A 22,421-nucleotide genomic window follows, 5' to 3' on the forward strand; every position below is an offset into this window, starting at 1 on the left:
CATCGACCTGGTCCGCGAGATGTTCCGCATCGCCGACGGCGAAGAGCTCGGCTACGGCGACCCGGCGGTCCGCGGCCACTCCTTCGAGTTCCGCATCAACGGCGAGGACCCGGGCCGCGGCTTCCTGCCGGCCCCCGGCACCGTCACCGTCTTCGACGCCCCCACGGGCCCCGGTGTCCGCCTGGACGCCGGCGTCGAGTCCGGCTCCGTCATCGGCCCCGCCTGGGACTCCCTCCTCGCCAAGCTGATCGTCACCGGCGCCACCCGCGAGCAGGCGCTCCAGCGCGCCGCCCGCGCCCTGGCCGAGTTCAAGGTGGAGGGCATGGCCACGGCCATCCCGTTCCACCAGGCCGTCGTCGTCGACCCGGACTTCACCGCGGACCCGTTCCGCGTCCACACCCGCTGGATCGAGACCGAGTTCGTCAACGAGATCAAGCCGTTCGCGCCGGCCGGTGCCGACGTGGACGAGGACGAGTCGGGCCGCGAGACGATCGTCGTCGAGGTCGGCGGCAAGCGCCTTGAGGTCTCCCTGCCGTCCTCCCTCGGCATGACGCTGGCCCGCACCGGCCTCGCGGCGGGCGCCAAGCCGAAGCGCCGGGCGGCGAAGAAGTCCGGCCCGACCGCCTCGGGCGACACCCTCGCCTCCCCGATGCAGGGCACGATCGTCAAGGTCGCCGTCGAGGAGGGCCAGGAGGTCAAGGAGGGCGACCTCATCGTCGTCCTGGAGGCCATGAAGATGGAACAGCCGCTCAACGCCCACCGCTCCGGCACCGTCAAGGGCCTGAGCGCCGAGGTCGGCGCCTCGGTCACCTCCGGCGCGAGCATCTGCGACATCAAGGACTGACCCGTCGCGGCACGTACGGTGTGAAGGGCCCGCAGGCAGCAGCCTGCGGGCCCTTCCGTCGATCCCTAGAGGAGGACCCACGTCATGCGAGCCGACGCGCGCCGCAACCACGAGCGGCTGCTCACGGAGGCCAGGGCCGTCTTCGCCGAACAGGGCACGGACGCGCCCCTGGAGGAGATCGCCCGCCGCGCGGGCGTCGGGATCGGCACCCTCTACCGCCACTTCCCCACCCGGGCCGCGCTGCTGACCGCCGTCTTCCAGGAGGCCCTGACGGCGCTGCTGCACCGCTCGCACGAGCTGGCGGAGGCGACCGAGCCGTGCCGGGCACTCGTGGACTGGCTGCGGGCCCTGATCGCCCACGCGGGCGAGTACCGGGGGCTCGCGCACGCGCTGATGTCGGCCTCGTACGACCGGAGTTCGGCGCTCGCCTCGTGCAGCGTGCCCCTGCGCGACGCGGGCGAGGCGCTGCTCGGGCGCGCCCAGGAGGCGGGTCAGGTCCGGGCCGGCGTGTCGATCGGCGACCTGATGCAGCTCACCAACGCGATCGCGCTGGCGGCGGAGCAGTGCCCGGAGGACGCGGAGCTGGCGGACCGCCTGCTGGCGCTGACCCTGCGGGGACTGAAGAACTGACGCACGCGGCCGTGGGACCCCTGGGGGAGGGTCCCTCGCGACGCGGTGCGGTGGTGCGGTGAGGTGCCGTGGACCGCGGGCTCAGCGGCGGCGCATGTCCGCGACCCGGGCCGTGCGCTCCAGCGTCTCCGCCGCCATCCCCCCGCCGGGCCCGCGGAACTGACCGGCCGCCATCCGTCCGCGCTGGACGGGGAGCGGCATGTCACGGCGGGGCCGGACGCCCGGGGGGTGGTGCTGCTCACCGCCGGTGGCACCGGGCCCCGCGCCCGTACCCGCGACGGCGATCTGGACGCCCTGGTCGGCGAGGGCCTGGAGCTCGGAGGCGGCCCGCTCGTCGTGGGCCGGGGGCTCGTCGGTCACCAGGCGGGTGATCACGTCCGTCGGCACCGTCTGGAACATGGTGTCGGCACCGAGCTTGGTGTGGTCGGCGAGGACCACGACCTCCGCCGCCGCCTGCACGAGGGCCCGGTCCACGCTCGCGGAGAGCATGTTGGACGTGGAGAGCCCGCGCTCGGCGGTGAGCCCGCTCCCGGAGAGGAAGGCCCGGGAGACCCGCAGCCCCTGGAGCGACTGCTCGGCCCCGCTGCCCACGAGGGCGTAGTTGGAGCCGCGCAGGGTGCCGCCGGTCATGACGACCTCGACCCGGTTGGCATGGGCCAGGGCCTGGGCGACGAGCAGCGAGTTGGTGACGACGGTCAGACCGGGCACGCGGGCGAGCCGGCGGGCCAGCTCCTGCGTGGTCGTCCCGGCGCCGACGACGATGGCCTCGCCCTCTTCGACAAGGCTCGCGGCGACGTCGGCGATGGCCGTCTTCTCCGCCGTGGCGAGATGGGATTTCTGCGGGAAGCCGGATTCTCGCGTGAATCCGCCCGGCAACACCGCACCGCCGTGACGGCGGTCGAGGAGTCCTTCTGCCTCGAGTGCCCGTACGTCCCTCCGTACGGTCACCTCCGAGGTCTGGACGACGCGGGCGAGCTCGCGGAGCGACACGGCCCCATTGGCTCGCACCATTTCGAGGATCAACTGGCGACGTTCTGCAGCGAACACGAAACTGACAGTAACGTGAGCGGCCGATACTTTTCAGCAGTATGCGCCGAATTGCAGAAGATGCGCACAGACGGGGCCTCCAAGTGGTATGGGAGGCCCCGTCGTTGTCCGGCTCTGCGCCAGGTCTATGCCCCGGCTTGCCGGGGGTTGTCCGAGTCGGCGAACCGTTCCCGCAGGCGGGAGCGTTCCCCGGCCGGGGTGTTACGCCTCGCCCGCCGACTTTCGGGTGTGCAACTGCCGTGCCACTTCCGCGATCGAGCCCGACAGGGAGGGGTACACGGTGAAAGCATTTGCGATCTGTTCGACCGTCAGATTGTTGTCGACCGCGATCGAGATCGGGTGGATCAGTTCGCTCGCCTTCGGGGCGACGACACAGCCGCCGACCACGATGCCGGTGCCGGGACGGCAGAAGATCTTCACGAAGCCGTCCCGGATGCCCTGCATCTTCGCGCGCGGGTTGCGCAGCAGCGGCAGCTTGACGACCTTGGCGTCGATCTTGCCCGCGTCCACGTCGGCCTGTGTGTAGCCGACGGTGGCGATCTCGGGGTCGGTGAAGACGTTGGAGGAGACCGTCTTCAGGTTGAGCGGGGCCACCGCGTCACCGAGGAAGTGGTACATCGCGATGCGGCCCTGCATGGCGGCGACCGAGGCGAGCGCGAAGACACCGGTGACGTCACCGGCCGCGTAGACGCCGGGGGCGCTCGTACGCGAGACCCGGTCGGTCCAGATGTGACCGGAGTCCTTCAGCTTGATCCCGGCCTCCTCCAGACCCATCCCGGCCGAGTTGGGGATCGCGCCGACGGCCATGAGGCAGTGGGTGCCGGAGATGACGCGGCCGTCCGCGAGCGTGACCTCGACCCGTTCGCCCACCCGCTTGGCGGACTCGGCACGCGAGCGGGCCATGACGTTCATGCCGCGGCGGCGGAAGACGTCCTCCAGGACGGCGGCGGCGTCCGGGTCCTCGCCGGGCAGGACGCGGTCGCGGCTCGACACCAGGGTGACCCGGGAGCCGAGGGCCTGGTAGGCGCCGGCGAACTCGGCGCCGGTGACGCCGGAGCCGACCACGATGAGCTCCTCGGGGAGCTCCTTGAGGTCGTAGACCTGCGTCCAGTTGAGGATGCGCTCGCCGTCCGGCTTCGCGTCGGGGACCTCGCGCGGGTGGGCGCCGGTCGCGATCAGCACGGCGTCCGCGGTGAGCGTCTCCTCCGTACCGTCGGCGGCGGTGACGATCACCTGGCGGGAGCCGTCCACGGCCTGCCGGCCGGAGAGCCGGCCGCGGCCGCGCAGCACCCGGGCGCCGGCCCGGGTGACGGAGGCGGTGATGTCGTGCGACTGGGCGAGCGCGAGGCGCTTCACCCGTCGGTTGACCTTGCCGAGGTCCACGCCGACGACGCGGGCGGCCTGCTCCACGTGCGGGGTGTCGTCCGCGACGATGATGCCGAGCTCCTCGTAGGAGGAGTCGAAGGTGGTCATCACCTCCGCCGTGGCGATCAGCGTCTTCGAGGGAACACAGTCGGTCAGGACGGACGCGCCGCCGAGGCCGTCGCAGTCGACGACGGTCACCTCCGCGCCGAGTTGGGCGCCCACCAGGGCCGCCTCGTATCCGCCGGGTCCGCCACCGATGATCACGATCCGGGTCACTGGGATCTACGCCTCGCGTCTCGTTCTGCCGGGGGGTCCCCCCGCTGGGGTGCAGTGCGTACGCCATTGTCCCGCACGCTTCAAGTGCGTACCCCATTCTCCCGCACGCCCGGCGCGACCTCGCGCCGGGGCTCCGTACGCGGCGCGCCGGAGCACGACCGGGCTGCCGCCGACCGCCGCCCCGGCAGTCGACCGGGCTCGCCACGACCACCGCCCCGCAGTACGGCCGGGCTCCCGCGGCCCGGACGGCGGAGTCCGGCGGAGACGCCGCCCGCTCCCGTACCCTCGGTGCCATGTCGCTCTACGCCGCTTTCGCCGGCAACCTCGACGCGCGGCTGATGAGCCGCCGCGCACCGCACTCCCCGCTGCGCGGCACCGGCTGGCTGAACGGCTGGCGGCTGACCTTCGGCGGCGAGCAGATGGGCTGGGAGGGCGCGCTGGCCACGATCGTGGAGGCCCCCCGCTCCCAGGTCTTCGTGGCGCTGTACGACATCGCTCCGATGGACGAGGACTCCATGGACCGGTGGGAGGGCGTCGGCCTGGACATCTACCGGCGGATGCGGGTCCGGGTGGACACCCTCGACGGCGAGGAGCCGGCCTGGGTCTACGTCCTCAACGGCTACGAGGGCGGGCTGCCGTCCGCGCGGTACCTGGGCGAGATCGCGGACGCGGCCGAGTCGGCGGGCGCGCCGCACGACTACGTGATGGAGTTGCGCAAGCGTCCCTGCTGAGGCACGGACGGGGAGTGTGCGAACGCCCGACGGACGGCGGCGAGGCCTCCTTCGCCCCATTCGTCGGAAACGACAAGACAACGATCGCAAGTCCGTCAGCATCGTCATCTACGCGCGTAGGCAATCTCCGGCTAGGCTTCTGCGGGTACCAAATCCGTCCGGGGCTCCCCTCGGACTCCCCTCCCCGAGGCGAGAGAGTCAGTGAACGCAACTGCCACCCCGTACGAGGCCGCCGAGGCCGCTGCCGCCCGTCTGCGCGAGCTGACCGGCGTCGACAACCACGACGTCGCCCTGGTCATGGGCTCGGGCTGGGCGCCCGCCGTCGACGCGCTCGGCGCCCCCGAGGCCGAGTTCCCGGTGACCGAGCTCCCCGGCTTCCCGCCGCCGGCCGTCGAGGGCCACGGCGGCAAGGTCCGCTCGTACAAGATCGGTGAGAAGCGCGCGCTGGTCTTCCTCGGCCGCACCCACTTCTACGAGGGCCGCGGTGTCGCGTCCGTCGCCCACGGCGTCCGCACCGCCGTCGCCGCCGGCTGCAAGACGATCGTCCTGACCAACGGCTGCGGCGGCCTCCGCGCCGGCATGCGCCCCGGCCAGCCGGTCCTGATCAGCGACCACATCAACCTGACGGCCGCCTCGCCGATCGTCGGGGCGAACTTCGTGGACCTCACCGACCTGTACTCGCCGCGGCTGCGCGCGCTGTGCAAGGAGGTCGACGAGACCCTGGAGGAGGGCGTCTACGTCCAGTTCCCCGGGCCGCACTACGAGACCCCGGCCGAGATCAACATGGTCCGCGTCATGGGCGGCGACCTCGTCGGCATGTCCACGGTCCTGGAGGCCATCGCGGCCCGCGAGGCGGGTGCCGAGGTCCTGGGCATCTCCCTGGTCACCAACCTGGCGGCGGGGCTCTCGGGCGAGCCGCTGAACCACGAGGAGGTCCTCCAGGCGGGCCGCGACTCGGCCGCGCGGATGGGTGAGCTGCTGACCCGGGTGCTCGACCGCATCTGAGCCACCCGGCTCAGGGGTGGGCCGCTGCGCGGGGGCCGTCTCCCCGTCCCGCCCCTTCCCGTCACCGGGGCAAGCCCCGGACCCCCGTACGGCCTACGGCCGTGCCCTCAAACGCCGGGCGGGCCGGATTTCGCCCGCAGGGCGGAAAATCCGGCCCCGCCGGCGTTTGAGGCGCGGGGTCCGGGGCGGAGTCCCGGTTTCGGGAAGGGGCGGGGTGGGGAACAGGCCCCGCGCAGCGGCCCACCCCCACCGGCTTGCCCCCGCCCCACCCGGCCCGCACACCGAAAGGCACCCCGTGACGCAGGACGACCTCCTCACCCGCGCCCAGACCTGGCTCGCCGAGGACCCCGACCCGGAGACCCGCGAGGAGCTCGCGAAGCTCATCGAGGCCGGCAACACCGACGAGCTCGCCGCCCGTTTCAGCGGCACCCTCCAGTTCGGCACCGCCGGCCTCCGCGGCGAGATCGGCGCCGGGCCCATGCGGATGAACCGCTCGGTCGTCATCCGCGCCGCCGCCGGCCTGGCCGCGTACCTCAGGGCCAAGGAGCCCTCCCAGAGGGAAGGAGGCGCCGGCCTGGTCGTGATCGGCTACGACGCCCGCTACAAGTCGGCCGACTTCGCCCGCGACACCGCCGCCGTGATGATCGGCGCCGGCCTGCGCGCCGCGGTCCTCCCGCGCCCGCTGCCGACGCCCGTCCTCGCGTACGCCATAAGGCATCTGGGCGCCGTCGCCGGCGTCGAGGTGACGGCGAGCCACAACCCGCCGCGGGACAACGGCTACAAGGTCTACCTGGGAGACGGCTCGCAGATCGTGCCGCCCGCGGACGCGGAGATCGCCGCCGAGATCGACGCGGTCCGCTCGCTGCACGACGTGCCCCGTCCGGAGTCCGGCTGGGAGACCCTCGGCGACGAGGTCCTGGAGGCCTACCTGGCCCGCACGGACGCCGTCCTGACCCCCGGCTCCCCCCGCTCCGCGCGGACCGTCTACACGGCCATGCACGGCGTCGGCAAGGACGTCCTGACGGCGGCCTTCGCCCGGGCCGGCTTCCCGCCGCCCGCGCTCGTCGCCGCGCAGGCCGAGCCCGACCCGGCCTTCCCGACGGTCGCCTTCCCGAACCCGGAGGAGCCGGGTGCCATGGACCTCGCCTTCGAGGCGGCCCGGGCCGTGGACCCCGACATCGTCATCGCCAACGACCCCGACGCCGACCGCTGCGCGGTGGCCGTGCCGGACGCCGCCGTCGAGGGAGGCTGGCGCATGCTCCGCGGCGACGAGGTCGGCGCGCTGCTCGCCGCGCACCTCGTGCACAAGGGCGCGACGGGCGTGTTCGCCGAGTCGATCGTGTCGTCCTCCCTGCTCGGTCGGATCGCCGAGGCGGCCGGCGTCGGATACGAGGAGACGCTGACCGGCTTCAAGTGGATCGCCCGCGTCGACGGGCTGCGGTACGGCTACGAGGAGGCGCTCGGCTACTGCGTCGACCCCGAGGGCGTCCGCGACAAGGACGGCATCACGGCCGCGCTGCTCGTCGCCGAGCTGGCCTCGGTCCTCAAGGAGCAGGACCGGACCCTCCTGGACCTGCTCGACGACCTGGCGGTCGCCCACGGCCTGCACGCCACCGACCAGTTGTCGGTGCGGGTCGAGGACCTGAGCATCATCGCGAACGCCATGACGGCGCTGCGCGAGCGCCCGCCGGTCTCCCTCGCCGGTCTCACCGTCGTCTCGGCGGAGGACCTGACGAAGGGCACCGAGTCGCTCCCGCCGACGGACGGGCTGCGCTACCACCTGGAGGGCGACTACAAGGCCCGGGTGATCGTCCGCCCGAGCGGCACCGAGCCCAAGCTCAAGTGCTACCTGGAGGTCGTGGTGCCGGTCGCCGCGGCGGTCGACCTGGCCCCGGCCCGGACGACGGCCCACGAGGTGCTGGTCGCGATCAAGCGGGACCTGAGCGCGGCCGCGGGTCTCTGACCAGGGGCCGCTCCACCCGGAGCGTGAGGAGAGGGCCGGTGCGGAAGCGATTCCGCACCGGCCCTCTCGTCTGTACCGGTGTCCCGGTGGAACACGCGCGGGGACGGGTCAGCCCGTCGCGAGGAGGATCACGAAGAGCAGCAGCCCGGCGGCCGCGGGGCCGATGATCTCGTAGGCCCAGCGCACCCGCGGCTCGCCCTGCGAGCCGGGGGCCCCGGCGCGGAGCTCGGCGAGCTCGCGCAGGTCGGCGACGGTCCGGTCGGTGGGCGCGCTCCGGGACGCGCTGTCCCGCACGTCGGCGGTGACGGAGGTACGGCCGTGGGGGTCGTCCTGGGAGGCGCGGGAGGCGTTCCGGGCCGCCTTCTTCCGCTGCCGCAGCGAGACGGGGACGGCCCACAGCTGGTACTTGGAGCCGTCCTGCGTGAAGACCTCGCTGGAGTACCCGGCGCGTACGTCGGCGACCGAGGCCCAGGGCAGGGTGATCGTCCGGAACGGGTTGCGGACGCGGAGCCGGTTGTCGTTGGCGTACACCGCGGGCCGGATCGTGAAGGCGACGATCAGCGGGATGGCGAGGACGAGCCCGGCGAGCGCGAGCCAGGGGGTCCGGCCCTCGCCGCGGATCAGCGCGTCGCCGGCGAAGAGGCACGCGAGGATGATCAGGAACACGCCGCCGGCGATGCCGAGGGGTGAGCGGAAGACGCGGTCGGCGAACTGCTCCTCGGCCGGGGCGGGCTCGTGGCTCGCCTCGGGCGTCGGCTTCGGGTCCGGCTCAGGGGTCGGCTCGGGGGTCGGCTCCGGGGTCGTCATGCCGCCGATTCTGCCTCAGCGGGCCGGTGGGGGCTCAGGCGGCCCGCGTGGCCACGAGATCCGCGTACAGAATGATGTTGTCGGGCCGGTGGCCGTCGACCAGCTCTCCGCCGCAGGTGATCAGGCGCAGCTCGGCGCGCTGGGTGTCGCCGTACACCTTGGCCGTCGGGAAGGTCTTCTTGTCGACCTGCTCCAGCTCCCTGACCCGGAAGACGGCGATCCTGCCGTCCGCGCGCGACACCGTGATCTCGTCGCCGGTCCGGACCTTCGAGACGTTCTTCAGGACGGCCGGGCCGCGGGCGGTGTCGAAGTGGCCGATGAGAACGGCGGGGCCGGTCTCGCCGGGCGTGACGCCCTTCTCGTACCAGCCGACGCGGTCGGCGTCCGCCTCGGAGGGCACCTCGACGGTGCCGTCGGCGTTCAGGCCGAGGCTCAGGACCGGGCCGGTGTCGACCCCGGCGGCGGGGACTCGGACCCGGACGGGCAGGGACCGGGCGAGCGGGCGGACGGGGGCGGTGCTCTGCACCGGCGCGGGGGCGGTGGCCTCGGAGATCCGCGCGGGCGGGGTGGTGGGCGGGGTGGTCCCGCCGTCGGCCGAGCAGCCGGTGAGGGCGGCGAGGACGGCCACGAGGAGGAGGGGGGCGGTACGGACGCGGCGAGGGCGGCGGTTCACGGGCGGGCTCCGGGCGGACGGGCAGGCGGACGGACGGGACGGCGAAGGGGTCCGGCCGGCCGCCGCGCGGGACGCGGCGACCGGCCGGGGGGTGGGGTGTGTTCCCGCTCGGGTCAAAGGGCAGGGAACTGGTGGGACGGGGTACCGGTGGGGACGGGGTACCGGCGGGGCGACGTACCGGTGGGACGGCGGGCCGGTCGGACGGGGCGAGGATCAGGCGCGCGAGGCGGCGTTCCGGCGGCGCAGGACGACGAAGCCGAGACCCGCGGCGGCGAGCGAGGCCGCGCCGGCGCCCGTGGCGAGCAGGGCCGTGGAGTCCCCCTCGGTGCCGAGTTCGGCGCCGGCCGCGACGCCGCCGCGCGGGACGACGGAGGTCTGACCGCCGGTGTTGACCGTGAGGCCCTTGCTGTCGTTGCTGCCGGTGGTGCCGGTGGTGCCGGTGACGGGGGTGCTGGTGCCCTTGACCGGGTTGAGCGTGCAGCCCTTCGGCATCTTCGGGAAGGCGTGCGTACCGCCCTTGGCCGTGCCGCCCTCGACCTTGGTGTAGAGGGTGGGCGTGGCGCTGAAGGGGTTGTCGATGCGGGCGATGATGCCGGCGCTCTTCGGCAGCGAGGGGTGGTTGCGGTCGAGCTTCGTGTAGACCTGCTTGTCGCTGCCGATGTCGCGGAGGGTGGCGGTCGGGCCGTTCGGGCTCATGGTCAGAGCAGCCTTGGTGCCCGCTCCGATGCCGACCTCGGTGTAGATGGTGCAGGCGTCGTCACGGGTGTACGGCAGCGGGGCGGACTGCTTCGCGGCGCCGGGGATGTAGGCGGCGAGGCCACCGTCCCGCTCCAGGACGACGAGGCCACCGCCGGTGAAGCCGTAGACCTGGCGGTCCCCCTTCAGGTAGGAGACGCCCGTGCCGACGCCCAGGCGGATCTCCTGGATGCCGTAGCGGCCGTCCTTCTTGACGAGCTCCAGGCGGACGCCGTTGGCCAGCTTGTACTGGCCGGGCTTGGCGCCCGGGAGGTAGTTGCCGACCCAGTTGTAGGTGGTGCCGTCGGAGTTGAGGATGAGGAAGGCGCCGTTGTTGTTGGCGGCGACCGACCAGTGGTCGGCGTCGAGCGTGCCGACCCGCTTGCCCTGCTGGAAGAGCTCGGCGCGGTGGTGGCCGTCGCCGACCTTGTAGATCTTGGCGACCGTGCCGTCGACGAGGGTCTGGGTGCGGACGAGGGTGCCCTGCGGGGTCCCGCCCGCGGTCGCCTTCGCGGTCACCTGGCCCTCGAAGGTCAGGGTCACCGCGTAGCCGGCGAAGACCTGGGTGTCCTCCCCGCCGTAGCCGGCGCCGGCCTTCAGCTCACCGAGCGTCCGGCCGTCCTTGACGACGGTGGCGGTGTAGTACGGGTGCTGGTCGCCCTTCGCGTACACCTTGGCCGACAGCCCGCCCGCGAGCTGGACGGTACGGAGGAGGGTGCCGTTCGCGGCGTCGACGGCGACCGCGGTCACCTTGCCCTCGGAGGTCAGGGTCACCGCGTAGCCGACGAAGATCCGGGTGTGCTCCCCGCCGTAGCCGGCACCGGCCTTCAGCTCACCGAGCGTCACGCCGCCCCTGATCACGGTGGCGGTGAAGTACGGGTGCTGGTCGCCCTTCGCGTACACCTTGGCCGACAGCCCGCCCGCGAGCTGGACGGTACGGACCGGGGCGGTCGCGGCCCCGGCCTGGGCGGTGGCGCCCTTGGCCGGGGTTGCGGTCGAGGTCCCGGCCGGGGTCTCGACCGGGGTCTCGGCCTGGTTGGCAGCCTGCTCGGCCGGGGCGATCGCAGCCGGAGCGGAAGGCACGGCGGGCGCCGCGGGCGCGGCGGGATTCACGGCAGCCGGACCGTCGGCGGCGAAGGCGGTGCCGGCGGTGAGGGCCGGGGTGATCGCGACACCGGCGACGAGGGCGGTGGCGATGGCGGTGCGAAGGGCGGTGCGCATAACGACTCCTGTGATTCAGGCAGGTGGTTGGGTGAGTCGCATGCCGCTTTTTCTCGGTCCGACTGGTTCCGGTGAGGTCTGGCTGGCTGCTGATAAGAATCTATTAATCTTGTATTCAGGACTCGTCCGCTCCATGTCACGGGCGTGTGACAGGAGTCACGGCCCCGGTCGCGCGACCGTCACCACGCCGACCGACCCCCCTGACCTCGGGCTCCGCGAAGCACCTCCCCTGTACAGGTCGCTACGCGCGTAGATATGCTCGACTGGTGACCATGCCCACCACTGCATCCGCAGCATCCGCATTCGCCGACGTGACCGCGTCCGACGGTGCGCTGCGCCGCTTCCTCCACGGGCTGCCCGGCGTCGACGCCGTCGGCCTGGAGGCGCGCGCCGCGTCCCTCGGCACCCGCTCGATCAAGACCACGGCCAAGGCGTACGCCATCGACCTGGCCATTTCCATGATCGACCTGACGACGCTCGAAGGCGCGGACACCCCGGGCAAGGTCCGGGCGCTCGCCGCCAAGGCCGTCAACCCCGATCCGACCGACCGCACGACCCCGACGACCGCCGCCGTCTGCGTCTACCCCGACATGGTGGCCACCGCCAAGGCCGCCGTCGCGGGCTCCGGCGTCAAGGTCGCCTCGGTCGCCACCGCCTTCCCGGCCGGGCGCGCCGCGCTCCCCGTGAAGCTGGCCGACACGGCCGACGCCATCGCCGCGGGCGCCGACGAGATCGACATGGTCATCGACCGTGGCGCCTTCCTCGCCGGCCACTACCTGAAGGTCTACGAGCAGATCGCCGCGATCAAGGCGGAGTGCGGCGACCGCGCCCGCCTCAAGGTGATCTTCGAGACCGGCGAGCTGTCCACGTACGACAACATCCGCCGCGCCTCCTGGCTCGGCATGATGGCCGGCGCGGACTTCATCAAGACCTCGACCGGAAAGGTCGCGGTCAACGCCACCCCGGCGAACACGCTCCTCATGCTGGAGGCCGTGCGTGACTTCCGCGCGCAGACCGGCGTGCAGATCGGCGTGAAGCCGGCCGGCGGCATCCGCAACACCAAGGAAGCGATCAAGTTCCTCGTCCTCGTCAACGAGACCGTCGGTGAGGACTGGCTGGACAACCACTGGTTCCGCTTCGGCGCCTCCAGCCTGCTCAACGACCTGCTGATGCAGCGCCAGAAGCTGGCGACCGGCCGCTACTCCGGCCCCGATTACGTGACGGTGGACTGATCAACATGGCATCTGCATTCGAGTACGCGCCGGCACCCGAGTCCCGGTCCGTCGTCGACATCGCCCCCTCCTACGGCCTCTTCATCGACGGCGAGTTCGTCGACGCGGCCGACGGCAAGGTCTTCAAGACCGTCTCCCCCTCCTCCGAGGAGGTCCTGTCCGAGATCGCCCAGGCGGGCTCCGAGGACGTGGACCGCGCGGTGAAGGCCGCACGGAAGGCCTTCGAGAAGTGGTCGGCGCTGCCCGGCTCCGAGCGCGCGAAGTACCTCTTCCGGATCGCCCGGATCATCCAGGAGCGCAGCCGCGAGCTGGCCGTCCTGGAGACCCTGGACAACGGCAAGCCGATCAAGGAGACCCGCGACGCCGACCTCCCGCTGGTCGCCGCGCACTTCTTCTACTACGCGGGCTGGGCCGACAAGCTCGACCACGCGGGCTACGGCGCGAACCCGCGCCCGCTGGGCGTGGCCGGCCAGGTCATCCCCTGGAACTTCCCCCTCCTGATGCTGGCGTGGAAGATCGCCCCGGCGCTCGCGACGGGCAACACCGTCGTCCTCAAGCCGGCCGAGACGACCCCGCTCTCCGCCCTGTTCTTCGCGGACATCTGCCGCCAGGCCGGGCTGCCGAGGGGTGTCGTCAACATCCTTCCCGGTTACGGGGACACGGGCGCCGCCCTGGTCGAGCACCCGGACGTGAACAAGGTCGCCTTCACCGGCTCGACCGCGGTCGGCAAGTCGATCGCGCGCTCCGTCGCCGGCACGCACAAGAAGGTCACCCTGGAGCTGGGCGGCAAGGGCGCCAACATCGTCTTCGACGACGCCCCGATCGACCAGGCCGTCGAGGGCATCGTCAACGGCATCTTCTTCAACCAGGGCCAGGTCTGCTGCGCGGGCTCGCGCCTGCTGGTCCAGGAGTCGGTCCAGGACGAGCTGCTCGACTCGCTCAAGCGCCGCCTGAACACGCTGCGCCTCGGCGACCCGCTCGACAAGAACACCGACATCGGCGCCATCAACTCCTCGGAGCAGCTGGCCCGCATCACCTCGCTCGTGGAGCGCGGCGAGGCGGAGGGCGCCGAGCGCTGGACCGCCTCCTGCGAGATCCCGTCGGCCGGCTACTGGTTCGCCCCGACGCTCTTCACGAACGTCACGCAGGCGCACACGGTCGCCCGCGACGAGATCTTCGGTCCGGTCCTGTCGGTGCTGACGTTCCGCACGCCGGACGAGGCCGTCGCGAAGGCCAACAACAGCCAGTACGGCCTGTCCGCCGGCATCTGGACGGAGAAGGGCTCCCGCATCCTCGCGGTCGCCTCCAAGCTCCGCGCCGGTGTCGTCTGGGCCAACACGTTCAACAAGTTCGACCCGACCTCGCCCTTCGGCGGATACAAGGAGTCGGGCTTCGGCCGCGAAGGCGGTCGCCACGGCCTGGAGGCTTACCTCGATGTCTGAGCAGCAGACGCGTCTGAACGTCTTCAAGACCTACAAGCTGTACGTCGGGGGCAAGTTCCCCCGCTCCGAGAGCGGCCGGGTGTACGAGGTGAGCGACTCGAAGGGCAAGTGGCTGGCGAACGCGCCGCTCTCCTCCCGCAAGGACGCCCGTGACGCGGTCGTCGCCGCCCGCAAGGCCTTCGGCGGCTGGGCCGGCGCGACCGCGTACAACCGCGGCCAGATCCTCTACCGCGTCGCCGAGATGCTGGAGGGCCGCCGGGACCAGTTCGTCCGCGAGGTCGCGGACGCGGAGGGCCTGTCGAAGTCGAAGGCGGCCGTGGTCGTCGACGCGGCGATCGACCGCTGGGTCTGGTACGCGGGCTGGACGGACAAGATCGCCCAGGTCGTCGGCGGCGCCAACCCGGTGGCCGGCCCGTACTTCAACCTCTCCTCCCCCGAGCCGACCGGCGTCGTCACCGTCGTCGCCCCGCAGGACTCGTCCTTCCTGGGCCTGGTCTCGGTGATCGCCCCGGTGATCGCGACGGGCAACACCGCCGTCGTGATCGCGAGCGAGAAGTCCCCGCTCCCCGCCCTCTCCCTGGGCGAGGTGCTGGCCACCTCCGACCTTCCGGGCGGCGTGGTCAACATCCTCTCCGGCAAGGCGGCCGAGATGGGACCGCACCTCGCGGCCCACCAGGACGTCAACGCGATCGACCTCACGGGCGCGACCGAGGGCGACCTCGCGCGCGAGCTGGAGATCGCGGCGGCGGACAACCTCAAGCGCGTGCTGCGTCCCCGTTCCGAGGACTTCAACGAGTCCCCCGGCACGGACCGCATGACCGCCTTCCTGGAGACCAAGACGGTCTGGCACCCGACGGGCTCCCTGGGCGCGAGCGGCTCCTCGTACTAGTCGGACCTTTCCCCGCAAGGCCCCCGGGTGCCCGTCCGCACCCGGGGGCCTTGCGCTTGTCCCCCCGTCGCACGCAAGATCCGGTCATGCTCAGGGGATTGATCAAGGGAGACAACGCCTACGTCCCGACGGCGGCACTGCGCCTCGCCGTCCGGAGCGGCGTCGACGTCGCGGCGCTGCTCGTCACGGAACAGGGCAGGGTCCGGGGGGACGCCGACATCGTCTTCGACGGCGCTCCGGCGCACCCGTCGGGCTCGGTGCGGCTCACCGAGGGCGAGGACGGCACGGTGTGGCTGGACACCGACCTCACGGGCGTCGAGGGGGAGATCCCCCGCGTCCTCGTCGTCGCGTCGACGGAGGAGGGCGCGCTGCGGGACGTCCGCGGCCTCTCCGTGGAGGTCTTCGGGCCGGACGGCACGACGGTCGTCGGGTACGAGGTGACCGACGCGGGCGGCGAGACGGCGATGGTCCTCGCGGAGCTGTACCGGCGGGCGGGCGGTTGGAAGTTCCGCGCGGTCGGCCAGGGTTACCTGGACGGCCTCGTCGGCCTGGCGGCGGACCACGGCGTGGTGGGAGAGGAAACGCCGACGGAGGACTCCCCGACGGTGGACTCCCCGGAGACGGAGACGGAGACGGAGATGCAGGCGCCGGAGGCGCCCCAGGTCGCGGAAGCGCCGTCTGCTCCGGCCTCCATGCCGGCCCCCGCCGAGATCCAGGCCACCTCTCCCCAGGCCCCGGCATCCCTCCCGTACGCGTCCCCGGCCCCGTACTCGTACCCACCCGGCACGCAAGGCCCCGCGGAGTGGACGTTCGGGGCCGTCTTCGAACCGCACGTGCTCACCGGAACGGGCAACGAGGTCATCAACGTCGACGGAGTCCCGCCGGGCCCGGTCGTGGTCGAACTCGCCGTCGAGACCGACGGCCACACCAGCGTGTGGACCCTCGACGCGCGCAACAAGGATGAGGACCTCCTGGTCAACAGCACGGAGGTGAACTTCCGGGGCCGCCTGCTCGTCGTCGTCCCCGAGAACGGGCGGCTGCGGCTGAAGCTGGGGGCGAAGGGCCCCTGGCAGGTCGTGGTCCTGCCGCTGGCCGCGGCCAGGCTCCTGACGGAGGACACCCTGGAGTGCTGGGGCCCAAACGTCCTGCTGCACACGGGAGGGACGACCGACGTCGCCTTCCACTACCGCGGCAGCAGCAACTTCATCGTCGACTCCTACGACCTGGCGGGCCGCGACGACCACACGACCCTCCCGGACTACCGGTGGCCGCACATCAACGAGATCGGCAGACGCCGGGAGAGCCTGCCGCTGCCCGAGGGCCCGGTCCTCGTCCATGTGAAGCGGGCGGACGGCCCCTGGCGCGCGCGCCTGAAGCAGCCGAGCGCGGCGACGGCCTGGCTCCGCCGCGCCAGGCGCTGAACCGCCTTACGGCAGCAGCCCCTGCGTCAGCGGACCCGCCACCGGCAGGTCCGCCACCGCGCCGCCCTGAGTGAGGTGGTCGGTGACGAGGTTCGTGCCGACCGGCTTGAAGTCGGCGACCTGGGTGCCCAGCCCGTTGTCGAGCGGGTCGACGCCCGTCTTGGCCAGCGGGTCGAGCTGGAGGCGGGTCAGCGGGCCCACGCCGTGGGTGACGCCGCTCAGCGCGCCCGCCCCGGCCGCGGCGGCGTCCGTCCGGGTCAGCGAGTCGACGGGCAGCGGCACCGGGGCGACCGCCTGGGCCGCCGCGCCCGCGCCGAGGACCGCGGCACCCGCCGCCGTGACGGTGAGCCCGGCCTTGAGCAGGGCGCTGCGGCGGGGGGTCCGGGGTTCTGCGTGACGCGCCATGAGGATCCTTCCAGGGGGTGATGGGGCGGCCACCGACAGTAGTTGAGGTGTGATGCTCGATACCAACGGCCTTCCTCGGTGGTCCCCTGGACGGGGGAATGCCTCACACTGGTGTTCCGTGAGTTCCCTACCGATTCCGACCCGCGTCGTCCTGCTCGCCGGCCCCTCCGGCTCCGGCAAGTCGTCCCTCGCCGCCGTCGCCGGCCTCCCGGTCCTGCGCCTCGACGATTTCTACAAGGAGGGCGACGACCCGTCGCTCCCGCTCGTCGACGGCAGCACGGACATCGACTGGGACTCGCCGCAGTCCTGGGACGCGGACGCCGCCGTCGCCGCCATCGTCGAGCTGTGCCGCACGGCACGGACGGAGATCCCCGTCTACGACCTCGCCACCAGCTCCCGCGTGGACCGCGAGCGGTTCGACATCGGGCGTACCCCGCTGTTCGTGGCGGAGGGGATCTTCGCGGCCGAGATCGTGTCCCGCTGCCGTGACCTCGACGTGCTCGCCGACGCGCTCTGTCTGCGCGGCCGCCCTTCGACGACCTTCCGCCGCCGGCTCGCCCGGGACCTCAGGGAGGGCCGGAAGTCCGTGCCGTTCCTGGTGCGCCGCGGCTGGCGACTGATGCGCTCCGAGCGGGCGATCGTGGCGCGCCAGACGGAGTTGGGCGCCCATCCCTGCGCCAAGGACGAGGCCCTGGGCCGTCTCGCGGCCGCGGCGGCGGGCCGCCACCGCACACCGGCCGCCGGCTGACCCCGGGCGTCCGCGCACAGCACGAAGCGGGTCGTACAGGCCCCCCGGCCCTGTACGACCCGCTTCGTGTTTTCCCCGTACCCCCGTACGTTCCCCCGTGTCCCCCGCAAGGCCCCCGTTTCCCCCGTGGGCCCCCGTGGGTCGTTCCCCCCGCCTTCAGGCCACCAGCTCGCCGAAGGACTCCTCCTCGTCACGGCCGAAGCTCAGCACCTCGTCCTCGCGCAGTCGCCGCAGCGAGCGCCAGATGCTCGACTTCACCGTGCCGACACTGATGTCCAGGATCTCCGCGATCTCCGGATCGGTCCGGCCCTCGTAGTAGCGCAGCACCAGCATCGTCCGCTGGAGCTCGGGCAGCCGGGCCAGCGCCTGCCACAGCACCGCGCGCAGCTCCGTGCCGCGCATCGCGTCCGTCTCGCCCACCGTCTCGGGGAGCTCCTCGGTCGGGTACTCGTTGAGCTTGCGCCTGCGCCACGCGCTGATGTGCAGATTGGTCATCGTCCGGCGGAGGTATCCGCCGACCGCGGCCTTGTCGCTGATGCGGTCCCAGGCGCGGTACGTGGAGAACAGCGCGCTCTGGAGCAGGTCCTCGGCCTCGAAACGGTCACCGGTCAGGTGGTAGGCGGTGGCGTACAGGGAGGCACGACGCTCCTGGACGTAGGCCGTGAACTCGGCCTCCGAGCAGGAACGCTCCCCCGTGGCCTCCCCGTACGCCGCTCCCCCGTCAGCAATGGCCACCATGTACGGCGCCTTGCGCTGACGCCCGACGCTGCGAACGCACCCCCGCCCGTTCACCGCGCCGGACTTCTCCGTGCTCCGAACGACGTCGTGGAGACGCGTGACAACTGCGCTTCCGGTGGTGCTGTGCAGTGCGTTCATCTCGCGCCCCCCGTCGGTTGGAGTCTGTTTCGGTCCGTGTGCCAAGAAGCTTGCCCGGCGGACTTCATGGCGTTGTCCGCCGACTGTCACAGCCGTGTCACAGGAGCCGGAACAGAAGCGAGTCCACGAGCGGTCGTCCTCGGACGGCCGCATGGGACAGAATGACGGCGTGCCTTTTCTGTTGCTGATCGAGGACGACGACGCCATCCGTACGGCCCTTGAGCTGTCCCTGTCCCGGCAGGGTCACCGGGTGGCCACCGCCGCGACGGGTGAGGACGGCCTCCAGCTGCTGCGCGAGCAGCGGCCGGACCTGGTCGTCCTCGACGTCATGCTGCCCGGCATCGACGGCTTCGAGGTCTGCCGGCGGATCCGCCGCACCGACCAGTTGCCGATCATCCTTCTGACCGCCCGCAGCGACGACATCGACGTGGTCGTGGGCCTGGAGTCCGGCGCCGACGACTACGTCGTGAAGCCGGTGCAGGGCCGGGTGCTCGACGCCCGCATCCGGGCCGTACTGCGGCGCGGCGAGCGGGAGTCGACGGATTCGGCGACGTACGGCTCGCTCGTGATCGACCGCTCGGCCATGACGGTCACGAAGAACGGCGAGGACCTCCAGCTCACCCCGACCGAGCTGCGGCTGCTCCTGGAGCTGAGCCGGCGTCCCGGACAGGCGCTCTCCCGGCAGCAGTTGCTGCGGCTCGTGTGGGAGCACGACTACCTGGGCGACTCGCGGCTCGTGGACGCCTGTGTGCAGCGGCTGCGCGCCAAGGTGGAGGACGTGCCGTCCTCGCCGACGCTCATCCGCACGGTCCGCGGCGTCGGTTACCGGCTGGACGTTCCTGCGTGACCAAGGGGATCTTCACGCGGCTGCGGCTCTCCAGCCTGCGGCTGCGGCTCGTCGTCGTCTTCGCCCTGGTCGCGCTCACCGCGGCCGTCGCCGCCTCCGGCATCGCGTACTGGCTCAACCGCGAGGCGGTGCTGACCCGCACCCAGGACGGGGCGCTCAACGACTTCCGGCAGGAGATGCAGAACCGGGCGGCGACGCTGCCGCTGCGGCCCACCGAGGACGACCTGCGGCGGACCGCCGAGCAGATGGCCGGCGGCAGCTCCGCGAACTACCAGGTGCTGCTGCTGGGCGAGCGGGCCGTGGGCAAGCCGATCGTCGGCGCCTCGGACCCGGACGACTTCACGCTGGCCGACGTGCCGCGCTCGCTGCGGGACGCCGTGGACACCGAGCGGCCGGTGACGGAGGCCAACCCGTATCCGTACCACCTGTTCTGGCAGCGGACCGAGCGGGACGGCACGCCGTACCTGGTCGGCGGGACGCGGATCGACGGCGGCGGGCCCGCCGGCTACATGTTCAAGTCGCTGGCCGCTGAGAAGGCCGATCTGAACTCGCTCGGCTGGTCCCTCGGGATCGCTACCGCGCTCGCGGTGGCCGGTTCCGTGCTCCTCGCGCAGGTCGCGGCGACGACCGTGCTGCGGCCGGTGCACCGGCTCGGCGAGGCGGCCAAGCAGCTCGGCGAGGGGAAGCTCGACACCCGGCTGCGGGTCACCGGCGCTGACGAACTGGCCGATCTGACGCGGACGTTCAACAGCGCGGCCGAGTCGCTGCAGAAGAAGGTCGCGGACATGAGCGCGCGGGAGGAGTCCAGCCGGCGCTTCGTGGCCGACATGTCACACGAGCTGCGGACCCCGCTGACCGCGCTGACCGCCGTCACCGAGGTCCTGGAGGACGAGCAGGACTCGCTCGACCCGATGATCGCGCCGGCGGTGGCACTGGTGGTCAGCGAGACCCGGCGTCTGAACGACCTGGTGGAGAACCTGATGGAGGTGACCCGCTTCGACGCGGGCACGGCGCGGCTCGTGCTCGACGAGGTGGACATCGCCGACCAGATCACCGCGTGCATCGACGCGCGGGCCTGGCTGGACGCGGTCGACCTGGACGCCGAGCGCGGGATCGTGGCTCCGCTCGACCCGCGCCGCCTCGACGTGATCCTGGCGAACCTCATCGGGAACGCGCTGAAGCACGGCGGTTCGCCGGTCCGCGTCTCGGTCCGCACGGACGACGACGAATTGGTCATCGCGGTGCGCGACCACGGCCCCGGCATCCCCGAGGAGGTGCTGCCGCACGTCTTCGACCGCTTCTACAAGGCGAGTGCCTCCCGGCCGCGGTCGGAGGGCAGCGGGCTCGGCCTCTCCATCGCCATGGAGAACGCGCTGATCCACGGCGGTTCGATCACGGCCGCGAACTCGGTGGGCGAGGACGGGACGGTCGACGGCGCGGTGTTCGTGCTGCGGCTGCCGCTGGACGCCTCGGGGATCACCCGCGAGGTGCAGACCCGCAGCAGCCAGGGCGAGGTGGAGGAAGCGTGAGACGCCGGACCTTCGGCCGCAAGGCCGGTACGGGCGTCCTGGCGGCCGCCGCGCTCACCGCGCTCGTCACCGGCTGCGGCATCAGGACGACGTCGGTGCCGGTCGACGCGGGGGCGGCCCCGTCCCGGGTGCCGTGCAGCGTGACCGGGGACAACGCCTCGACGCCGGCCGCGCAGGGCGTGCCCGTCCGGGTGTTCCTGGTGTGCGGCTCGCAGCTGGAGGCCGTGGACCGCAGGACCCCGCTGCCGGACGAGAAGACGGACGGTGATCCGGTGGCGACGGCCGAAGGGCTGCTCACGCAGCTGCTGGCCGAGCCTTCCGACGACGAGCGGCAGGCCGGGTTCACGACCGCGGTGCACGGTCCGCTCGTGGTCGGCGGCGGGCACCGGGGCGACCCGGCGGGCACGCTGCGGCTGAGCCGCCAGCCCGAGGACCTGCCACCGGTCGCGCTCTCGCAGATCGTCTGCACGTTCGCGGGGAGTTCGGCGGGCGCGGGCGACCGCACGGTCCTCCTCGGCGGCCCCGGCCCGTACGCGCCGAAGCGGTACCAGTGCACGACGGAGCTGCGCGAGCGCCCGGAGTCCACCCCGCCGACGGCCACGCCGCAGGCTACCGGGACGGCCACGCCGTCGGACGGCGCGACCGGTGGGGCGAGCCCGGCGACGACGCCCACGCCCACCGGCTGAGCCCGGTCGCCCGCCCGTCCTCGCGACGGTTCCGTCCTGCTCGGCGGGCCGGCTCGCGGGCGGTCCCATCGGTCCGGATCCGGACCGGATCCGGACCGGCGGAACCGATTCCGCCGTGATGGGCGTCTTGGGGGGCGTGCAGCGTCAAGGTTCGGGCGGCAATGCCGCCGTGGTCGTCCGCGTGGCGGGGTTCGTCCTCCTCCTCGCGCATCTGCTGCTCGTCGCCTGGGTCAGCCTGCGGCCACGGGACGTGGCCTGGGTGACCGCGCCGAACACGATCCCGCTGGCCGGGCTGCGGGCCGATCTGGCCCTCGGCGGCGCCGAGGCGGCCCGGCTGATCGGCGAGGGACTGCTGCTCCTGGCCCCGCTCGGGGTGCTGCTCCCGATGGCCGACTGCCGGCTCGACGTCTCCCGCTGGGCTTCGCTCGCCCGGACGACCGCCGCCGGCGCTCTGGTGTCGCTCGCCGTCGAACTGCTGCAGACCGCCGTGCCGGGGCAGGTCGTGGACGTCGACTCCGTACTCCTGAACACCGCCGGGGTGGCGCTCGCCCATGTCCTGCTCGTGCCCGTCGGGCGGTCCCGGCTGCGCCGCTGGTCGGAGGCCGGGCGGGTCGAGTCATCCGTGGGTACGGGGTCGGGTGAGGGTTCTCCCCTGCTGCGGAACGAGACGGCTCAGGGTTCGACCCCGAGGATTCCCAGGGTCCCGATCGCCCGGTAGACCGACGCCCCGGACCCCCTACCGGGAGCAGTATGGAGTCATCGGGAGCCCGACGGAGCGGCTCCCGGAGACGACTCCGAAGGAGCCCACCATGGCCGCTCTCGCCCGCCCTCGCAACGGACGGATGATCGGTGGAGTGTGCGCGGCGCTGGCCCGGCGCTTCGGCACCTCCGCGACGACGATGCGCGTGATCTTCCTGGTCTCGTGCCTGCTGCCCGGCCCGCAGTTCCTGCTCTACCTGGCGCTGTGGATCTTCCTGCCGGCCGAGAAGAGCACGGCCTCGACGGCCTGGTAGTCGGCGCGCACGCCGAAGGGGCGCGTGCCCGGGAGA

22 protein-coding genes are annotated in these 22,421 nt (G+C 72.5%); 15 read left to right on the top strand and 7 right to left on the bottom strand.

The window, feature by feature from the left end; translation table 11 throughout:
• Positions 1-844, top strand: an 844-nt coding sequence (locus tag IE124_RS33290; RefSeq protein WP_189513635.1) for a biotin/lipoyl-containing protein, incomplete at its 5' end; no start/stop codon positions are given.
• An 84-nt stretch (positions 845-928) separates the two neighbouring features.
• The gene (locus IE124_RS33295) at positions 929-1,474 is read left to right on the top strand and encodes a TetR/AcrR family transcriptional regulator (RefSeq protein ID WP_189513637.1); all 546 of its coding nucleotides are present in this window, start codon (positions 929-931) and stop codon (positions 1,472-1,474) included.
• Positions 1,475-1,555: 81 nt separating this feature from the next.
• Here IE124_RS33295 and IE124_RS33300 read toward each other — a convergent pair whose 3' ends face one another.
• Together IE124_RS33300 and IE124_RS33305 are read right to left on the bottom strand one after the other, a co-directional pair.
• Complete coding sequence (locus IE124_RS33300) at positions 1,556-2,521, bottom strand: DeoR/GlpR family DNA-binding transcription regulator (RefSeq protein WP_255325285.1); 966 nt, start codon at positions 2,519-2,521, stop codon at positions 1,556-1,558.
• A gap of 201 nt (positions 2,522-2,722) precedes the next feature.
• A complete protein-coding gene (locus IE124_RS33305; protein ID WP_189513639.1) occupies positions 2,723-4,162 on the bottom strand; it encodes an NAD(P)H-quinone dehydrogenase in 1,440 nt (479 codons plus the stop codon).
• Positions 4,163-4,455: 293 nt separating this feature from the next.
• Here IE124_RS33305 and IE124_RS33310 point away from each other — a divergent pair, with 293 nt between their 5' ends.
• The 3 genes from IE124_RS33310 (at position 4,456) to IE124_RS33320 (ending at position 7,861) form a co-directional block, all read left to right on the top strand.
• Positions 4,456-4,893: a gamma-glutamylcyclotransferase family protein gene (locus tag IE124_RS33310; protein WP_141300266.1), complete on the top strand. Its 438-nt coding sequence runs from the start codon at positions 4,456-4,458 to the stop codon at positions 4,891-4,893.
• Between the two features lie 201 nt (positions 4,894-5,094).
• Positions 5,095-5,898 carry a purine-nucleoside phosphorylase gene (locus tag IE124_RS33315; RefSeq protein ID WP_189513640.1) on the top strand — a complete coding sequence of 268 codons (804 nt, stop codon included), beginning with the start codon at positions 5,095-5,097 and terminating at the stop codon, positions 5,896-5,898.
• A gap of 295 nt (positions 5,899-6,193) precedes the next feature.
• Complete coding sequence (locus tag IE124_RS33320) at positions 6,194-7,861, top strand: phospho-sugar mutase (RefSeq protein WP_189513642.1); 1,668 nt, start codon at positions 6,194-6,196, stop codon at positions 7,859-7,861.
• Positions 7,862-7,969: 108 nt separating this feature from the next.
• On the opposite strand, the gene IE124_RS33325 is transcribed toward IE124_RS33320, so the two are convergent.
• The 3 genes from IE124_RS33325 to IE124_RS33335 all read right to left on the bottom strand — a co-directional run bounded on the left by IE124_RS33325 (position 7,970) and on the right by IE124_RS33335 (position 11,297).
• Positions 7,970-8,668 carry a PH domain-containing protein gene (locus IE124_RS33325; RefSeq protein ID WP_189513644.1) on the bottom strand — a complete coding sequence of 233 codons (699 nt, stop codon included), beginning with the start codon at positions 8,666-8,668 and terminating at the stop codon, positions 7,970-7,972.
• Positions 8,669-8,702: 34 nt separating this feature from the next.
• The gene (locus IE124_RS33330; RefSeq protein ID WP_189513646.1) at positions 8,703-9,341 is read right to left on the bottom strand and encodes a class F sortase; all 639 of its coding nucleotides are present in this window, start codon (positions 9,339-9,341) and stop codon (positions 8,703-8,705) included.
• 213 nt (positions 9,342-9,554) lie between these two features.
• The gene (locus tag IE124_RS33335; RefSeq protein ID WP_189513648.1) at positions 9,555-11,297 is read right to left on the bottom strand and encodes a hypothetical protein; all 1,743 of its coding nucleotides are present in this window, start codon (positions 11,295-11,297) and stop codon (positions 9,555-9,557) included.
• 272 nt (positions 11,298-11,569) lie between these two features.
• On the opposite strand from IE124_RS33335, the gene deoC reads away from it, so the two are divergent.
• The 4 genes from deoC to IE124_RS33355 all read left to right on the top strand — a co-directional run bounded on the left by deoC (position 11,570) and on the right by IE124_RS33355 (position 16,281).
• The gene (gene deoC, locus IE124_RS33340) at positions 11,570-12,529 is read left to right on the top strand and encodes a deoxyribose-phosphate aldolase (protein WP_189513677.1); all 960 of its coding nucleotides are present in this window, start codon (positions 11,570-11,572) and stop codon (positions 12,527-12,529) included.
• 5 nt (positions 12,530-12,534) lie between these two features.
• On the top strand, positions 12,535-13,971 hold the full coding sequence (locus IE124_RS33345) for an aldehyde dehydrogenase family protein (RefSeq protein WP_189513651.1): 1,437 nt from the start codon (positions 12,535-12,537) through the stop codon (positions 13,969-13,971).
• The gene (locus tag IE124_RS33350; protein ID WP_189513653.1) at positions 13,964-14,860 is read left to right on the top strand and encodes an aldehyde dehydrogenase family protein; all 897 of its coding nucleotides are present in this window, start codon (positions 13,964-13,966) and stop codon (positions 14,858-14,860) included. The genes IE124_RS33345 and IE124_RS33350 overlap by 8 nt, the downstream gene beginning before the upstream one ends.
• An 86-nt stretch (positions 14,861-14,946) precedes the next feature.
• A complete protein-coding gene (locus IE124_RS33355) occupies positions 14,947-16,281 on the top strand; it encodes a TerD family protein (protein WP_189513655.1) in 1,335 nt (444 codons plus the stop codon).
• Between the two features lie 6 nt (positions 16,282-16,287).
• Here IE124_RS33355 and IE124_RS33360 read toward each other — a convergent pair whose 3' ends face one another.
• Positions 16,288-16,686, bottom strand: a complete 399-nt coding sequence (locus IE124_RS33360) for a hypothetical protein (protein ID WP_189513657.1) — start codon at positions 16,684-16,686, stop codon at positions 16,288-16,290.
• 52 nt (positions 16,687-16,738) lie between these two features.
• Between IE124_RS33360 and IE124_RS33365 the strand changes: the two genes are divergently transcribed.
• Positions 16,739-17,434 carry a uridine kinase family protein gene (locus IE124_RS33365; RefSeq protein WP_189513659.1) on the top strand — a complete coding sequence of 232 codons (696 nt, stop codon included), beginning with the start codon at positions 16,739-16,741 and terminating at the stop codon, positions 17,432-17,434.
• Between the two features lie 156 nt (positions 17,435-17,590).
• On the opposite strand, the gene IE124_RS33370 is transcribed toward IE124_RS33365, so the two are convergent.
• Entirely contained in the window at positions 17,591-18,310 is a 720-nt protein-coding gene (locus IE124_RS33370; RefSeq protein ID WP_189513661.1) for a SigE family RNA polymerase sigma factor, read from the bottom strand.
• 169 nt (positions 18,311-18,479) lie between these two features.
• Between IE124_RS33370 and afsQ1 the strand changes: the two genes are divergently transcribed.
• The 5 genes from afsQ1 to IE124_RS33395 all read left to right on the top strand — a co-directional run bounded on the left by afsQ1 (position 18,480) and on the right by IE124_RS33395 (position 22,385).
• Positions 18,480-19,157, top strand: a complete 678-nt coding sequence (afsQ1, locus tag IE124_RS33375) for a two-component system response regulator AfsQ1 (RefSeq protein WP_017239746.1) — start codon at positions 18,480-18,482, stop codon at positions 19,155-19,157.
• Positions 19,154-20,686, top strand: a complete 1,533-nt coding sequence (locus tag IE124_RS33380; RefSeq protein WP_189513663.1) for an ATP-binding protein — start codon at positions 19,154-19,156, stop codon at positions 20,684-20,686. The genes afsQ1 and IE124_RS33380 overlap by 4 nt, the downstream gene beginning before the upstream one ends.
• Positions 20,683-21,372: a hypothetical protein gene (locus IE124_RS33385; protein WP_229833137.1), complete on the top strand. Its 690-nt coding sequence runs from the start codon at positions 20,683-20,685 to the stop codon at positions 21,370-21,372. Before IE124_RS33380 ends, IE124_RS33385 begins: the two co-directional genes overlap by 4 nt.
• A 118-nt stretch (positions 21,373-21,490) precedes the next feature.
• Positions 21,491-22,090 (top strand): VanZ family protein, encoded by a 600-nt coding sequence (locus IE124_RS33390; RefSeq protein WP_189513665.1) that lies wholly within the window; start codon positions 21,491-21,493, stop codon positions 22,088-22,090.
• Between the two features lie 91 nt (positions 22,091-22,181).
• Positions 22,182-22,385: a PspC domain-containing protein gene (locus IE124_RS33395; RefSeq protein ID WP_189513666.1), complete on the top strand. Its 204-nt coding sequence runs from the start codon at positions 22,182-22,184 to the stop codon at positions 22,383-22,385.
• The last annotated feature ends 36 nt before the right edge of the window (positions 22,386-22,421 follow it).

Source organism: Streptomyces narbonensis, from assembly GCF_014649015.1.
Taxonomy (GTDB): Bacteria; Actinomycetota; Actinomycetes; order Streptomycetales; family Streptomycetaceae; genus Streptomyces; species Streptomyces narbonensis.

Bases quoted from the DNA above. Each gene is read 5' to 3' on its own strand.
- IE124_RS33295 (WP_189513637.1), top strand. From the start codon at position 929: ATGCGAGCCGACGCGCGCCGCAACCACGAGCGGCTGCTCACGGAGGCC.
- IE124_RS33310 (WP_141300266.1), top strand. From the start codon at position 4,456: ATGTCGCTCTACGCCGCTTTCGCCGGCAACCTCGACGCGCGGCTGATG.
- IE124_RS33325 (WP_189513644.1), bottom strand. From the start codon at position 8,668: ATGACGACCCCGGAGCCGACCCCCGAGCCGACCCCTGAGCCGGACCCG.
- IE124_RS33335 (WP_189513648.1), bottom strand. From the start codon at position 11,297: ATGCGCACCGCCCTTCGCACCGCCATCGCCACCGCCCTCGTCGCCGGT.
- deoC (WP_189513677.1), top strand. From the start codon at position 11,570: ATGCCCACCACTGCATCCGCAGCATCCGCATTCGCCGACGTGACCGCG.
- IE124_RS33345 (WP_189513651.1), top strand. From the start codon at position 12,535: ATGGCATCTGCATTCGAGTACGCGCCGGCACCCGAGTCCCGGTCCGTC.
- IE124_RS33350 (WP_189513653.1), top strand. From the start codon at position 13,964: ATGTCTGAGCAGCAGACGCGTCTGAACGTCTTCAAGACCTACAAGCTG.
- IE124_RS33355 (WP_189513655.1), top strand. From the start codon at position 14,947: ATGCTCAGGGGATTGATCAAGGGAGACAACGCCTACGTCCCGACGGCG.
- IE124_RS33360 (WP_189513657.1), bottom strand. From the start codon at position 16,686: ATGGCGCGTCACGCAGAACCCCGGACCCCCCGCCGCAGCGCCCTGCTC.
- IE124_RS33365 (WP_189513659.1), top strand. From the start codon at position 16,739: ATGCTCGATACCAACGGCCTTCCTCGGTGGTCCCCTGGACGGGGGAAT.
- IE124_RS33370 (WP_189513661.1), bottom strand. From the start codon at position 18,310: ATGAACGCACTGCACAGCACCACCGGAAGCGCAGTTGTCACGCGTCTC.
- IE124_RS33390 (WP_189513665.1), top strand. From the start codon at position 21,491: ATGGGCGTCTTGGGGGGCGTGCAGCGTCAAGGTTCGGGCGGCAATGCC.
- IE124_RS33395 (WP_189513666.1), top strand. From the start codon at position 22,182: ATGGCCGCTCTCGCCCGCCCTCGCAACGGACGGATGATCGGTGGAGTG.